The organism is Bordetella genomosp. 9, from assembly GCF_002261425.1.
In the GTDB taxonomy this organism is placed as follows: Bacteria; Pseudomonadota; Gammaproteobacteria; order Burkholderiales; family Burkholderiaceae_B; genus Bordetella_C.
Genome location: NZ_NEVJ01000003.1, coordinates 2531782 through 2547833, shown reverse-complemented (window position 1 = coordinate 2547833; position 16052 = coordinate 2531782). Strand labels below are relative to the sequence as shown.

Here is a 16052-nt window from a genome sequence, read left to right as displayed (position 1 = left end):
ATCCCATGTCATCCATCAAAGTCATGGTCGTCGACGACTCCGCCGTGGTGCGGCAGGTGCTGGCCGGCCTGTTGTCCGATGCGCCCGGCATCGAGGTGCTGCACGCCGCGGCCGATCCCATCCTTGCCGCCGAGCGCATGAAGCAGGCGTGGCCAGACGTGATCGTGCTGGACATCGAGATGCCACGCATGGATGGCCTGACCTTTCTGCGCAAGATCATGCAGGAGCATCCCACGCCGGTGGTGATCTGTTCGACCCTGACCGAGAAAGGCGCGCGCGTCACGGTGGAGGCGCTGGCCGCCGGCGCGGTGTCGGTCGTGACCAAGCCCAAGCTCGGGCTCAAGCAGTTCCTGACCGACAGCGCCGCCGAACTGATCGCCACCGTGCGCGCGGCGGCCCGGGCCCGCGTGCGGCGCCTGCCGGCCGGCCATGCGGCGCCGGCCGTGGCCACGCCCAAGCACAGCGCCGACGCCGTGCTGCCGGCGCCGGATCATCGCCCCGGCGCGGCGCAGCCGGTGCTGCAGACCACCGAGCGCCTGGTCGCCATCGGCACGTCCACCGGCGGCACGCAGGCGCTGGAAGAAGTGCTGACCGGCTTGCCACGCGTATGCCCGGGAATGGTGATCGTGCAGCACATGCCGGAAAAATTCACCGCCGCCTTCGCCGCGCGCCTGGACGGGATCTGCCGGATCTCGGTCAAGGAGGCGCAGAACAACGACCGCGTCGTCCCGGGCCAGGCCCTGATCGCGCCCGGCGGCAAGCACATGATGCTGAAACGCAGCGGCGCGCAGTATTTCGTCGAAGTGCGCGACGGCCCGCTGGTCAACCGCCATCGCCCGTCGGTGGACGTGCTGTTCCGTTCGGTGGCGCGGCACGCGGGCGGCAACGCGCTGGGCATCATCATGACCGGCATGGGCGACGACGGCGCCGCCGGCCTGCTGGAAATGCGCCAGGCCGGCGCCCGCACGCTGGCGCAGGACGAAGACAGCTGCGTGGTGTTCGGCATGCCCAAGGAAGCCATCAAGCGCGGCGGCGTGGAGCGTACCGTGCCGTTATCGGCGATCGCGCGCGAAATCCAGGCGGCGGGAACGCGCTGAGGCCGTCCTCAGGCCATGGTGGCCGCCCACACCCGCGCATAATTGCCGCCCAGGATCATGCCGGCTTCTTCCCGGCTGAATCCGGCATCGACCAGCGCTTGCGCCAGAAGCGGCAGCTTGCGGTAACTGTCCAGCACCGAGGGACTCAGCAGGCCCAGCATGTCGCTGCCGATCCCGACGTGGCGTACGCCGACGGCGTCAGCCATGGCGCGTATGCCGCCGGCCATCGCTGCCAGCGTGGGAAACGTGGTGGCGACCGGCCAGATGCCGATGACGCCGTCGGTGTCGGCGATCAGCTTCGCGTGCTCCGGCGAGATCGCGCGGCTGTAGCGCGAGGGGCGCTTGGCCAAGGCGGTATGCGATAGCACCAGCGGCCGCGCGGTCACGGCGGCGGCGCGTCTGACAAGGTCCAGGGTGCCATGGGCGACGTCGACCACGATGCGCAGCGTGTTGCAGCGTCGGATCACGTCGACGCCGAAATCGGTCAGCCCGCCATGTACGGGCGGCGCCGTCTGGATGTCGCCCAGTTCGTTCACCCGGTAATGCGTCAACTGCAGGTGGCGCAGGCCGTGACGCTGCCAGGCGTCCTGCAGCCGTTTGACGTCACCCTCCAGGAAGTCGGCGCCTTCCGCGGCTACGATCACGGCGCCGCCGGTTTCGCGCGCCGCGTCCAGCGATGCGGCATCCCGGACGGGCTGCAGGCCCTGCTCGGACATCAGTGCGCGCAGGCGTTGGAACGCGGCTTCGCCGCGTGCCGCCATCTCGCCCGGCGCCGGGTCGCGATAGGCGACGATGCGACGGCGCCCGGAGGCGCTGTCGACGATATGGTTTGCGCTCGAATCGCTGACCACGGCCATGCAGACGACGTCCATGCCGCCCGCCCGCATCGGCGCCGCGACCGGCGTAAAGGCCGGCGGGACGGGCGCCCGGCCCAGGTTGATGCGGCCTGCGTGGCTGTGCATGTCGATCGTGACCTGCGTTCGCATCCATGCCAGCGTATCCGTCTCGTTATGCGGCTCCGCCGAGGGCGCCGTGCCGGATCCCGGGAAGGAAGCCATGTCGCCATGGCCGGCAGGGCTCGCGCATGCGGCCAGGCTGGATAGCGCGCCCAGTGCCAGGAAACGCCGGCGGCTCAGCCCGGCGGCATCCCACGGGTCCTTGATCCGGTTGACGCGGGCATCCCGTATCCGACAACGCCAGCCCGCTGGATCGTCGACCAGCGGCTGCCAGATGCCTTCCACCACCACGGGGCCGGCATGGACGGTGATCCCGTCGGCCGCATGGACTTCCACCGCCATATCGGGGACCGGCGCGGCGTGGGCGCCGCAACACGGTGCGTGTTGCACCAGCAAAAACGTGTCCGCGTAGCGGCTGTCGATCGGAAATACGGGATGTCCGGCCAGCATGACCCGCTGGCCGGCGGGAATGTCGGCAGCGCCATCGTAGACGGTGGACCATCGGACTCGCATCGCGACCCTCTGGAGAAGCCTGGAAGAGCGAATGATGCCGCGCGAATCTGTCGGCGTCCTTGCGGATTTGCGTGCTCATCCTGGCCTGGTTTGTTACATGTAATCACTTCGGCACCCGGGCCACGAAGCTTTCGAAACACGTTCGCTACGCTAAAACCGCGCTGATTATTGCGAGTTTGTACGTTATTAAAGACAAAATGTCTCAAAGAGGCGTTTTAAGTCACAATCAATCACTCCACTCGTGACAATTAACGACACTACTGTAACTACAAGAAATAAGGTAGAGGAGATTGTGGGCGGAAGGTAGTGTTTTGACGCTTTGGGATATTTCTTGAAGTAGACGGCCTGGGCTCTCCCCGCGGTAGGGTGTGAGCACACAGCGATTGGGACGCGGAAACGCACTTCCTGCCCGGCGGCAGATGTCTCCCGATTTCGAACCTGGAGCCAGGGGGAAATCGACAGGAAGCCCTAGAACATGGAGCTACCGATGAGACTTGCTTGCCGAGTGGTTTTGTCACGTCCGTACTTTCCGCTAGGGGCAGCGTGGCTGTGCACGGCATGGCTGACCGCGACGCCGGAACGCGCACTGGCCGCCTGTTCCACCGGCACGTCCATCGTGTGCGCCACGCAGGCGACGGCGCTGGACTCGAACTCGGTCTTTTCGTCGCTGAACAATGTCACAGTCACCGTATCGCCGACGGCCTCGGTATCCGTTCCGGCCGTGAACCTGGGCGGCTCGGCCGTGCAACTGACCGGCAACAACACCACGTTGAACAACGCCGGCGCGATCGATCCCACCTTGTCCGGCCTGGCGTCCCTGGGCGGCTCGGGCGTGGCGATGGGCAATGCCACGGCAGGAGGCACCGTATCCGTCACCAACGCCAGCACCGGCGCGATCCGGGGCACCGGCCTGAACCTGGTGGGCGGCCTGCTCAACCTGAACGGCCTGGCGCTGAACCTGCGCAGCAACGGTAGCGGGGCGATCAACATCAACAACGCCGGCGCGATAGGCTCGCAAGTACCGTCGGGCGTGTCGCTGAACGTTTATGACAGTCCCGCCATCGCAGCGTATGGCGGCGCGCCGGTGAACATGGTCAACACGGGCACGGTAACGGGCCGGATCGGCTTCGGCACGTCGACTGCCGGCAATCGCTTCGTCAACGTCGGTACCGTGAACGGCAGCGTGTACCTGGGCGCGAACAGCAGCAACACGTACACGGCGGTGACCGGCTCCGCTGTCAATGGCGGTACCGGCGTTTCCGTCGATGCGCTCAACGTGCTGAGCTTGAACGTCGGGTTCGCGGGCGCCGGCCTGGTGAATGGCGGCGAGAACGGCAACAACACGCTGGTGCTACAGAACGCGGCTATCGGCACGGGAAGCGGCGCAAGCGGGACTGGCGTGGCCAGTTCGACGGTGTACCGGAATTTCCAGAACCTGACGGTGAACAGCGGCTCGTGGACCCTGCGCGGACCATTGGTCAGCCAGCAGGCCATCCTGAATGGCGGTCTCGTCACCGTCGACGGAGGATCCGTGTTCGGGGCGGGGACGGTGCAGGCGAATGGCGGCGCGATCGCCGCGGCCAGCAATGGCCTGAACCTGGGTAACGCATTCACGCTGGGCGCGGGCGGGCTGGCAGTGCAAGGCGCCAACAGCATGACCTTGAGCGGCGCGCTCACCGGCACGGGCAGCCTGGCCAAGTCAGGCACCGGCACCTTGAGCCTGTCCGGCGCCAACACCTACAGCGGCGGTACGGTCCTGAACGCCGGCACGCTGGCGCTGGTGGCGCCGGCCGCATTGGGCAGCGGCGGCGTGACGGTGAACGGCGCGTCGACGTTGAGCAACAGCACCGCGATGGCGCTGGCCAACAGCATCACGCTGAACAACGACCTGACCTTGGCCACGCCGGAAAACCTGGTCCTGGGCGGCGCCGTCACCGGCAATGCCGCGCTGGTCAAGACAGGCGCCGGCACGTTGAGCATGACCGGCGCCAATAGCTACGCGGGCGGTACGCAACTGAACGGCGGCGGCCTGGCGGTGGCGGGCAATACCGCGCTGGGCAGCGGCGCGCTGACGGTCGATGCGCCGTCGACATTGCAAGCCAGCGGCGGGGCAGCGCTGCAGAATGCGATCGTCCTGAACGGTGCGCTGGATCTCTCCGGCGCGAATCCGCTGGCGCTGTCCGGTGCCATCAGCGGCGCCGGCAGCCTTGCAAAAACCGGAACAGGAGCGCTGACGCTCACCGGCAACAACAGCTATACCGGCGGCACGTCCCTGGCTGGCGGAGCGCTCAATGTCGGCAGCAACAGCGCGCTGGGCTCGGGCACCATCACCGTCGCCGCGGGCACGACGCTGTCCAGCCTGGGGAATGTGGCCCTGGCGAACACCGCCAACCTGAACGCGGCACTGACCGTGGACGGACCTAACACGTTATCGCTGAACGGCGCGCTGGCGGGCGCCGCCGGCGCGGTCGTGAAAAACGGCGGCGGCGTGCTCGCCTTGAACGGCGCGAACAGCTATGGCGGCGGCACGACCTTGAACGCCGGGACCCTGGTCGTGGGGTCCGACACCGCATTGGGCAGCGGCGCGTTGACCGTGGGCGGCGCCGCCACGGTGGACAGCAACCGCGCGGTGACGCTGGGCAATGCGGTCGCCCTGGGCGGTGCCCTCACGGTAGGCGGTACGCAGGCGCTGGCGCTGAGCGGGCCCGTGTCCGGCGCGGGCCGGCTGGTCAAAAACGGCGCGGCCAACCTGACCCTGGCCGGTAACAACACGAACAGCGGCGGCGTGCAGTTGAATGCCGGCACGCTGACCCTGGGCTCGGCCCAGGGCCTGGGCAGCGGGACGCTGGACGTCGGCGGCGCGGCGACGCTGGCCGCCGCCGGACTGACGGTCGGCAACGGGATACAGCTGGGCGGGGGCAGCGCCCTGGGCGTCAGTACCGGCGGCGCGGCGACTACCTTGGCGGGGATCGTGGGCGGGGCCGGCGCGCTGGCGCTGAACGACGGCGGCACGCTCACGCTGAGCGGCGGGAACACCTATACCGGTGGCACCACGCTGAACGCCGGCCGCCTGGTGCTGGGCAGCGACACCGCGTTGGGCGGCGGCGCGCTGACCGTGGCCGGCAATGCCGCGCTGGATACGACCGCGGCGCGGCAACTCGCGAACGACGTCAACCTGGGCGCGACGCTGACGGTGGACAGCGCCAATGCCATGACGCTGGGCGGCGCGGTCACCGGCGGCGGCACACTAGTGAAGAATGGCACGGGCACATTGAGCCTGACGGGAACGTCGAACGGCTACGGCGGCGCGGTCATCAACGGCGGCGTGCTGCAGGCTTCATCCGCCACCCTCGGGACCAACAACGTGACGGACAATGCGCGGCTGGTATTCACGCAGGACACCGTGGGCACGTACGCCGGCAATATCTCCGGTACGGGCAGCGTGGACGTCAACGGCAACGCGCTGCTGACGCTGGGCGGCGTGAACACCTTCACCGGCGGCCTGAACGTGCTGTCGGGCGCCGTGCAGACGCAGGGTGGCCAGGCCCTGGCGGACGATGGCTTGGTCAACATCGCCGGCGGCGCGCAATTGCGTATCGGCGACAGCGAGGCCGTGGGCGGCGTGGCCGGCGCGGGCAACGTCTTGATCGGCAGCGGCGCGACGCTGGCGCTCGGACAGGACGGCAGCGACAGCAGCTTCGCGGGCCAACTGTCCGGCTCCGGATCCATCACGAAAACAGGCGCGGGCACGCTCGTGCTGAGCGGCAACAGCGATCACGCCGGCGCGTTCGCCATCGACGGCGGGCGCCTGCGGGTGGACGGCACCCTGGCCAGCGGTTCGGTCGCCATCGGCGCCAACGCGGCGCTGTCGGGCGCCGGCACCTTGCTGGGCAACGTCAACGTCGCGAACGGCGGCATCCTGGAAGCGCGTAGCGGCCAGACGCTCACCACCGGCAGCCTCGCATTGAACGATGCATCGCGCGTGAACGTGGCGCTGGGGGCGCCGCAGGCGCAGCCGCAGACATTGGTGCAGGTGAACGGCAACCTGACGCTGGACGGCCAGCTGAATGTGTCGGACACGGGCGGCTTTGGCCAGGGGGTTTATCGGCTGTTCGGCTATACCGGTGCGCTGACGGACAACGGACTGGCGTTGGGCAATCTGCCGCCGGGTACCCTCCCTGCCAACCTGCAGGTGCAGACCGCCATCAGCCAGCAGGTGAACCTGGTGGTGCAGAACGGCGCGGGTGGCGTGCAATTCTGGAATGGCGGCAAACAGGTACCGGACGGCACGCTGGCCGGCGGCAGCGGTGCGTGGCAGACGGGCCTGACCAACTGGACGGACGCGGCGGGACAGGCGCCTCTGGTGTGGGGCAATACCTTCGGCGTATTCGGCGGCGCCTCGGGCGGCAATGTCGCGGTGGCTGGCCAGCAAACGCTGACGGGGCTGCAGTTTTTCACCGATGGCTACACGCTGGGCGGGGCGGGCACGCTGAACCTGGCGGCGGGCACGGACGTGATCCGCGTCGATCCCGGCCTGACGGCGCGCATCGATACCGCGATCACGGGAAGCGGCGGCTTGCAGAAGCGCGATACGGGTACCTTGATCCTGGGCGGTTCGAATACATACGCGGGGGGCACCACCTTGAGCGAAGGCGTGCTGCAGGTGGCGGCCGACGCCAGCCTGGGCACCGGCGCGCTCGCGTTCGATGGCGGTACGTTGCGCGTCACGGGCGACGGCGTTACCGGCACGAATCGCGCGATCAGCGTCGGCTCGACCGGCCAGCTGGATATTGCTTCCGCTACGAATGTCTACACCCTGGCGCAGAACATCGGTGGGCCGGGTCGCCTCACCAAGACCGGCGCGGGCACGCTGGCCCTGTCCGGAAACAACGCCGCGCTGGCGGGTGTGGACTTGAACGCGGGAAGGCTGGTGGCGGGCGGCGCGACGTCGCTGGGCGCGGGCGCGCTGAACGTGACCGGATCGTCGGCGCTGGACGCCGCCGGCTCACTCGTGTTGTCGAATACGGTCGATATCGGCGCGGGCGTCACGCTGACGAACACGGGCAGCAATGACCTGGCCCTGAACGGCGCGGTCACGGGCAGCGGCGCGTTGGTGAAGAACGGCGGCGCCACGCTCGCCTTGAATGGTCTCAACGACTATGCGGGGGGCACCACGCTGAACGGCGGCGCCATCCAGGTTGGCAGCGACACGGCGCTGGGCAGTGGTGCGCTGGCGGTGGGCGGCGCGTCTCAATTGATCGCCAGCGGTGCGCGCGCTATCGACAACGCCATCACATTGAACGCCGCATTGTCCACGGCCGGCGGCAATATGGCGCTGAATGGCGCGATCGCTGGCTCAGGCGCGTTGGCCAAGACCGGCGGCGGCACATTGACGCTCAACGGGACGAATAGCTATACCGGCGGCACGGCGCTGCAGGCCGGCGCGCTGGCGGTGGGCAGCGATGCCGCGCTGGGTACGGGCGCGCTCGCCGTGACGGGCAATGCCGAGCTGGACAGCAGTACCGGCGCGCGCACGCTATCCAACGACGTGCAGCTCGCGGGCGGCAACCTGGCCGTCGCGCGCAGCCAGGACCTGACCTTGAATGGTGCCGTAAGCGGTGTGGGCGGCCTTACGCTGGCGGGCAGTGGCACCACGCTGACGCTGGCGGGGGCCAACACCTACACCGGCCCCACGCAAATGAATGGCGGCAATCTGCGCCTGGCATCCAGCGATGCGCTGGGCGGTGGCGCCCTGATCGTGGCAGGCCCCGCGTCATTGGGGGGGACCGCGACGGGCGTGGACCTGACGCTGGGCAATGCCGTGCAACTGGACAATGCGCTCACCGTGACGGGCGACCGCAACGTCGCGCTGACCGGTACGCTGTCGGGCACCGGCGGGCTGAACAAGGGAGGCACGGCAGCGCTGACGCTGGCGGGCGCCAACTCCTACGCCGGCGGCACGACGCTGCGGGCTGGCAATCTGGTGCTGGGCAACGATGCTGCGCTGGGCACTGGCGCGCTCACGGTGACCGGCGTTGCGGGGTTGTCCGGCACGCAAGCCCTGGACGTCGGCAATGCGATCGTGCTGAATGCCGACCTGGATGCCGACACGACGAATGACCTGGCGCTGGGCGGACAGATATCCGGCACGGGCGGGCTGCACAAGACCGGCGCCGGCACCCTCACGCTGGCGGACGGTAACAGCTATGCCGGTGGTACGCGCATCGACGGCGGCACGCTACTGCTCGAAGGCGGCAACGCGCTGGGCACGGGCGGACTGGCCGTGAATGGCGGCTCCACCCTGGCCGGCAGAGCGCCGATCGCGCTGTCCAACACCATACAGCTGAACGCGGCGCTGAACGTGGACACCACACAGGACGTGGCGCTGAACGGCGCGGTGTCCGGCAGCGGCGGCCTGAACAAGACGGGCACGGGCACGCTGGCTTTGGCTGGCGGCAATAGCTATTCGGGCGGCACGACCGCATCCGGCGGCACGCTGCTGCTGGGTTCGGATACGTCGCTGGGAACGGGGGCCTTGCAAGTGAACGGCGCGACCGCGATCGACGGTACGGCGGCTTTGACCTTGGCGAACGGTATCGAGCTGGCGGACACGCTGGCCATCAACGGGTCGCAGGACATGGATCTTGCCGGCGCCATCACCGGCGCGGGCGGCCTGGTCAAGAACGGCGCCGCCAACCTGGTCCTGGCCGGCAACAACAGCTATACCGGCGGCACCACGTTGAACGGCGGCACGCTGACGCTGGGAAGCGCGACCGCGCTGGGCGCGGTGGGCGGCGCGTTGACGGTCAACAACAACGCGACCCTGGCCACGCTGGGAGACCAGTCGCTGGGCAATGCAATCGCGCTGAACGGCACGCTGAACGCCGGCGGCGCCGACGACCTGACGCTTGCCGGCGCCATCACCGGAGTCGGCGCCCTGGTGAAGCAGGGCGCGGGCACCCTGACGCTCACCGGGACGAACGCCTACACCGGCGGCACGCAGGTGCAAGGCGGCGTGCTGGTTGGCGATGCCACCAGCCTGGGCGGCCCCATCGCCACGGCGCTCGGTACGCAGGTGCGCTTCGATCAAATCGTGGACGGCACCTACGCGGGTGCGTTGACGGGAGCGGGCAGCCTTGAAAAGACCGGCGCCGGCGCATTGACCCTGAGCGGCGCCAACAATCTGACGGGCACCCTGGGTATCATGGGCGGCACCATCGTCGCGCAAGGCGGGCAGGCGTTGAACGGCGCGAGCCTGGTGCGCGTGGAGACCGGCGCCACGCTGCGCCTTGAAGATAGCGAAGCCATCGCCAACCTGGCCGGCACCGGCACGGTGGCGATCCAGCCCGCCGCCAGCCTGGCGCTGGGCGGCGCGGCCGATGGCGTGTTCGCGGGTGACATCGCGGGTTCCGGAGCCTTGGTCAAGACCGGCGCCGGCAGCCTGGTCCTGACGGGCGTGAGCAGCCATACAGGCGCGACGGCGATCAACCAGGGGGCCCTGATCGTCGACGGCGCACTGGGCAGCTCGACCTTGAGCGTCGCCAACGGTGCAACCCTGGGCGGCAACGGCCAGGCCACCGGCGCCGTCAGCCTGGCCGATGGTGCGCATCTGGCGCTGGATTCGACGCGGGGCACGCTGACGGTGGGATCGCTGTCGCTGTCGCCGAATGCGCAACTGGATGCGCGCCTGGGCTCGGCCAGCAATGGCGGACTGTTGAACGTCGCCGGCAACCTGACGCTGGACGGCACCTTGAACGTCAGCGATGCCGGCGGCTTCGGCACGGGCGTCTACCGATTGATCAACTACGGCGGCGCGTTGCAGAACAACGGCCTGGCGCTGGGCAGTCTGCCTGCCGGTGTCGACCCCGCCAACCTGTCCCTGCTGACCGCGTCCGCGGGTCAGGTCAGCCTGTTGAACCAGCGGGTGGCCGGCGAAATCCAGTTCTGGGATAACGGCGCGGCGCCGGATGACGGCGCCATCACAGGCGGCACCGGTACCTGGAACAACACGAATGGCAACTGGACCGACGCCACCGCCACGCTGGATGCCGGCTGGGGTGGCCGCTATGCGGTGTTCCAGGGCCAGTCCGGTACGGTGACGGTCGATGGCACGCAGACCATCACGGGCCTGCAATTCTCCACTGACGGTTATGTCATCGCCGGCACGGGCACCGGGCAATTGAACGCGGTCAGCGATGTCGACGGCTACACCGCCATCCGCGTCGAACCCGGCCTGACCGCGACCATCACCGCGCCGATCGTCGGCGCCGGCGCCGTGGCCAAGCGAGATACCGGCACGCTCATCCTGGATGGCGTGAACACGTATGCAGGGGGCACGCGCCTGGAAGGCGGCGTGACGCAGATCGCCGCCGACACCGCGCTGGGCGCCGCGGGCACCGCGGTCGCCTTCGATGGCGGGACGCTGCGCATCGCGGGCACCGGCATGCCGACCATGGATCGTCCGGTAACGCTGGAGGCAGGCGGTGGCACTTTCGATATCGCGGATCCCGCGGAAACCTTGACCTTGAACCAGGGCATCTCCGGCACCGGCGTGCTGGGCAAGACCGGCGTCGGCACCTTGGCGCTGGACGGCGCCAACAGCTACACGGGTGGCACGCTGCTGCAGGCAGGCACGCTGGCGGTCGGCAGCGACAGCGCTTTGGGCACGGGCACGCTGACCGCGTCCGGCGGCACCACACTGAGCAATCCCGCGGGCAACGGCCCCATCGATCTGAATGTGCCCATCGCCCTGCAAGGCAATCTGGCCGTCGATGCCGCCGCGCCGCTGACGCTGTCCAATGCGATAGCGGGCACGGGCGGGTTGACCAAGAATGGCGGTGCCGACCTCACGCTGACGGGCAATAACAGCTATGCCGGCGATACGCGCCTGGACGCGGGCCGCATCGTCGCGGGCAGCGGCACCGCCCTGGGCGCGGGATCGCTGATTGTGGCCCCGGGCACGTCGCTGGACGCGCTGGCGCCTGTGTCGCTGGCCAACGCCGTCCTGCTGAACGGCGAACTCACGGTGGCGGGCAGCAACGATATGACGCTGGCGGGTGCGATCTCCGGCGCGGGTGGCCTGATCAAGAATGGTGGCGCGACCTTGACGCTGGATGGTCCCAACACGCAGGCGGGCGACACGCGGCTGAACGCCGGCAAGCTGGTCGTCGGCAACGCCGCCGCCCTGGGCGGCGGCGCGCTGATCGCCGCGGCCGGCACCACGCTCGACAGCAATGCGTCGATCGCGCTGCCCAATGCCTTGCAACTGGATGGTAGCGTGACGGTGGCCGGCTCCCACGACCTGACGCTGAACGGCGCGGTCGGCGGCACTGGAAGTCTGGTGAAGAACGGTCCGGCCGTGCTGACGCTCAATGGCGCCAACACCTACGCTGGTGGCACCGCCTTGAACGGCGGCACGCTGGTGGTGGGCAGCGATTCCGCGCTGGGCAGCGGCGCCTTGCAAGCCGCGGGCGGCACCACGCTGCAAAGCGCCGCGACCGTCAGCCTGGCGAACGATGTGGTCACCGACGGTCCGCTGACGGTGAACGGCGCGGGTAACCTGGCCTTGAACGGCACGGTCTCGGGACCGGGATCGCTGGACAAGCTGGGCAGCGGCACGTTGACGCTGAATGGCGCCAACACCTATACCGGCGGCACCACCCTGCAGGACGGGACCCTGGTCCTGGGCAACGCCAATGCGATAGGCAGCGGGACTCTTTCGGTGACCGGTCCGTCCACGCTGCAGGCGGGCGCGCCTCTGGCGCTGTCCAACGCTGTCGCGCTGGGCAGTCAGCTCACCGTCTCCGGCGCCAACGATATGCAGCTGAACGGCGCCATCAGCGGCGCGGGTTCGCTCGTGAAGGCCGATGGCGCCACGCTGACGTTGGGAGGCACGAACAGCTATACCGGCGGTACCACGCTGGCCGGGGGTACGTTGGTAGGCAACACGGCCAGCCTGCAGGGCAGCATCGCTACGGCGAGCGGCACGACGCTGGTGTTCGACCAGACCGGGAATGGCGTTTTCAATGGCGGCATCTCCGGCGCGGGCGAGGTGGTCAAGGACGGCGGCGGCAGCGTGCGCCTGAACGGCGCCAACAGCTATACCGGCGGCACCACCGTCGCGGCCGGCACGCTCATCGGCGATTCGGCGAGCCTGCAAGGTGTCATCCACAACCAGGGAACGGTGGTGTTCGACCAGAACGGCAATGGCGCCTTCAACGGCACCATCGACGGCAACGGCACGCTGGTCAAGAATGGTGGCGCCACGCTGGCCCTGAACGGCGCGAACACGGTCGGCGGCGGCACGACCGTCAACAGCGGCGTGCTGGAGGTCAACGGCAGCCTGTCTGGCGGTCCGTTGACCGTCGCGTCCGGCGCCTCGCTGTCGGGGTCGGGCAACGTGGCAGCGGACGTCACCCTGGCGAACGGCGCCCGGCTGGTCGCCGGCACGCCCCTGAACCCGATCTCGTTCGGCGGAGCCTTGTCGTTGTCGCCCGCCACGCAGCTGGATTTCTCGCTGGGCGCGCCGAACTCGGCCACCAGCGCGGTCACCGTGGCCACCAGCCTGACCATGGACGGCGTGCTGAACGTAATCGATGCCGGTGCGCTGAACACCGGTGTCTATCGGCTGTTCCAGTACGGCGGCGCCTTGACCGACAACGGGCTGGTCTACGGAACGCTGCCCACGGGGTATGCCGCCGGCAACTTCACGCTGCAGACCAACCAGCCCAATCAGGTGAACCTGCTGGTGGAAAGCACGCCGGGAGAGATCCAGTTCTGGAACGGCACGAAGACCATCGCCGATGGCCAGATCGCCGGCGGCGACGGCACCTGGGATGGCGCTACCGCCAACTGGACCAACGCTACCGGCGCGCAGAGCCAAACCTGGAATGGACGCTTCGCCGCGTTCGCCGGGACCGGCGGCACGGTCACGGTCGCGGGACCGCAGTCCTTGACGGGCATGCAATTCCTGGCGGACGGCTACACCTTGCAGGCGGGCGCCAATGGTGCGCTGGTGATCAGCGCGCCGCTGACGCCGATACGCGTCGACAACGGCGCAACCGCGACCATCGCGGCGCCCATCACCGGCACCGGCGGCCTGCTGAAGGGCGACGGCGGCACGCTGGTGCTGGCGGCGGCGAACACCTATGGCGGCGGCACCACCGTATCGGCCGGCACGCTGCAGGTATCGGCCGACAACCAGCTGGGCGCGGCGTCGGGCGGCGTCACGCTGGATGGCGGCACCCTGGCGATCGCAAGTCCCGCCTATGCCGGGACGGCGCGCAACGTGACGGTGGGCGCCCTGGGCGGCACCATCGCGGTTGGCGGCACCGACCAGGTATTCGCGCTGGCGCAGCCGTTGACGGGCGCAGGCGGCCTGACGAAGGCCGGCGCGGGTACCCTGGTGCTGAACGGCGCGAGCAGCTATGGCGGCGGCACCACCATCGCCGGCGGCACGCTGGCGGGCAACAGCACCAGCCTGCAGGGCGCGATCAATGGCGCGGCGGGCACCACGCTGCGTTTCGACCAGGACGGCGACGGCGCCTTCAATGGCGCCCTGTCCGGCGCGGGCCAGCTCGTGAAAAGCGGTGCGGGCGCGCTGACGCTGACCCAGCCGTCCAGTTATACCGGCGGCACGCAGGTGAACGCCGGCACCTTGATCGGCGACACCACCAGCCTGCAGGGCAACATCGCCAACAACGCCAACCTGGTATTCGCGCAGAACGTGGACGGAAGCTTCAACGGCGTGCTCTCGGGCAACGGCACCGTGGTCAAGAACGGCGCCGGCACGCTGACCGCCAGCGGCGTGCAACCCTTCAGCGGCACGGTGGTCGTCGACGCCGGAACGCTGGCGCTGGGGACCGCCGCGTCGCCGGCTGTGCTGTCCGCGCGGGTGGCAGTCAATCCCGGCGGAACGCTGGGCGGCAGCGGCACCATCGCGGGGCTCAGCAATGCGGGCACGGTGAACGCCGGGACCGCGAACGGACCGCTGCGCGTCGCGGGGAATTTCCAGAACCTGCCGTCGGGCACCATGCAGGTGGATCTGACGTCCCCAGGCGCCAGCCAGGTCGGCGTGCAGGGCGCCGCGACGCTGGCCGGGACACTGCGCGTGGCGGATGGATTCCAATACAACGGCACCAACAGCTACACCGTGTTGACCGCCGCGCAAGGGGTCCAGGGGCAGTTCGCCAACACCGAACTGCCGCAGCTGGCGTTCATCGATGCCAGCGTGCGCTACGACCCCAACGATGTCCTGGTGGACTTCACGCGCAATGCAACCGGCTTTCCCGACCTGGCGCAGACGGGCAACGAAAGCGCGGTGGCCCAGGCCTTGCAGGAAGGCTCGGCGTCGAACGCCGGCGCCGGTTCGCCGCTGTACAACGCCGTGCTGGGCCTGAGCAGCGCGGACGTTCCGAAGGCCTTCCGCCAGTTATCCGGCGACAGCCATGCCGCGCTGATGTCCGCGCTGCTGAACACCGCGGATACCGCTCGCACGACGCCCATGCATCGTTTCAACGACAGCCTGGATAGCGATGCGCGCGCCGCGGGCGCGGTGGGCCAGGGCGGTGCCTGCGTCGATGGCCCGCAGTCCGGCGAGGGCGGCAGTTTCTTCTCCTGCCGGCGCAATGTGTGGGCGGACGTCATCGGCAACTGGCAGCGCCAGAATGGCGATGGCAATGCGCCCAGCTATCGCCAGGAGACGGGCGGCATCATGGTCGGCGGCGACGTCGAAGTACGTGACGGCTGGCGGGTCGGCGCCGCGTTCGGCTACCAGGATAGCGACATCAAGGTGGACAGCCGCGATGCCCGAGCCGATACCGACAACTACAGCATCACACTGTTCGGCGGCAAGGCCTTCCCGACCCGGAATGGCCAGGCGCTCAAGGTGATGGCCGGCACGTCATTCACCTGGAGCGACATCAGCACGCGCCGCGATGTCACGCTGGGCAGCGCCAGCCAGCAGCTGAAGGCCGACTACTCCGCCACCACGGGGCAGGTCTTCGGCGAGGTCGGATACTCGGTCCCGGTCACGCCGTCGGTGACGGTGGAGCCGTTCGCCGGTATCGCCTATGCCCACCAGCGCATCCATGGTTTCTCGGAAGAGGGCGGGTCGGCCGCGCTGAATGCCGACAGCGACAGCAACGACATCACCACCACCACGGTGGGCGTGCGCGGCGGCTGGTCCACGGATATCGCCGGCCGTGCGGCGCACCTGCGGGCGGCATTGGGCTGGCGCCACGCGATGGGCGACGTCGATCCGGAACGCACCATGGCCTTCGATACCGGTCCGTCCTTCACGGTGGCCGGCACGCCGATCGCGCGCGACGCGCTGGTCACGGAGCTGGGCGCGGAAGTCGCGGTGTCGAAGTCCGCCACGGTGGGACTGAGCTACCGCGGCCAGCATGGAGGCGGCAGCCAGGACAACGCGGGATTCCTGAACGTGAGGTGGGCGTTCTGACGGGGGAAGCTGGCTTTCTGTCTGACG

At 69.0% G+C, this 16052-nt stretch carries 3 protein-coding genes; 2 read left to right on the top strand and 1 reads right to left on the bottom strand.

Features of this window, described 5'->3' with window-relative positions; genetic code table 11:
- Nucleotides 1-5 precede the first annotated feature (5 nt).
- On the top strand, nt 6-1097 hold the full coding sequence (locus CAL26_RS22535; protein WP_094848935.1) for a protein-glutamate methylesterase/protein-glutamine glutaminase: 1092 nt from the start codon (nt 6-8) through the stop codon (nt 1095-1097).
- An 8-nt stretch (nt 1098-1105) separates the two neighbouring features.
- Here CAL26_RS22535 and CAL26_RS22530 read toward each other — a convergent pair whose 3' ends face one another.
- The gene (locus CAL26_RS22530; RefSeq protein WP_094848934.1) at nt 1106-2566 is read right to left on the bottom strand and encodes a dipeptidase; all 1461 of its coding nucleotides are present in this window, start codon (nt 2564-2566) and stop codon (nt 1106-1108) included.
- A 505-nt stretch (nt 2567-3071) separates the two neighbouring features.
- Here CAL26_RS22530 and CAL26_RS22525 point away from each other — a divergent pair.
- Nucleotides 3072-16025, top strand: a complete 12954-nt coding sequence (locus CAL26_RS22525; protein WP_218831571.1) for an autotransporter-associated beta strand repeat-containing protein — start codon at nt 3072-3074, stop codon at nt 16023-16025.
- Nucleotides 16026-16052: the final 27 nt, after the last annotated feature.

Coding starts and splice junctions, on each gene's coding strand:
- CAL26_RS22530 (WP_094848934.1), bottom strand. CDS start 2,566: ATGCGAGTCCGATGGTCCACCGTCTACGATGGCGCTGCCGACATTCCC.
- CAL26_RS22535 (WP_094848935.1), top strand. CDS start 6: ATGTCATCCATCAAAGTCATGGTCGTCGACGACTCCGCCGTGGTGCGG.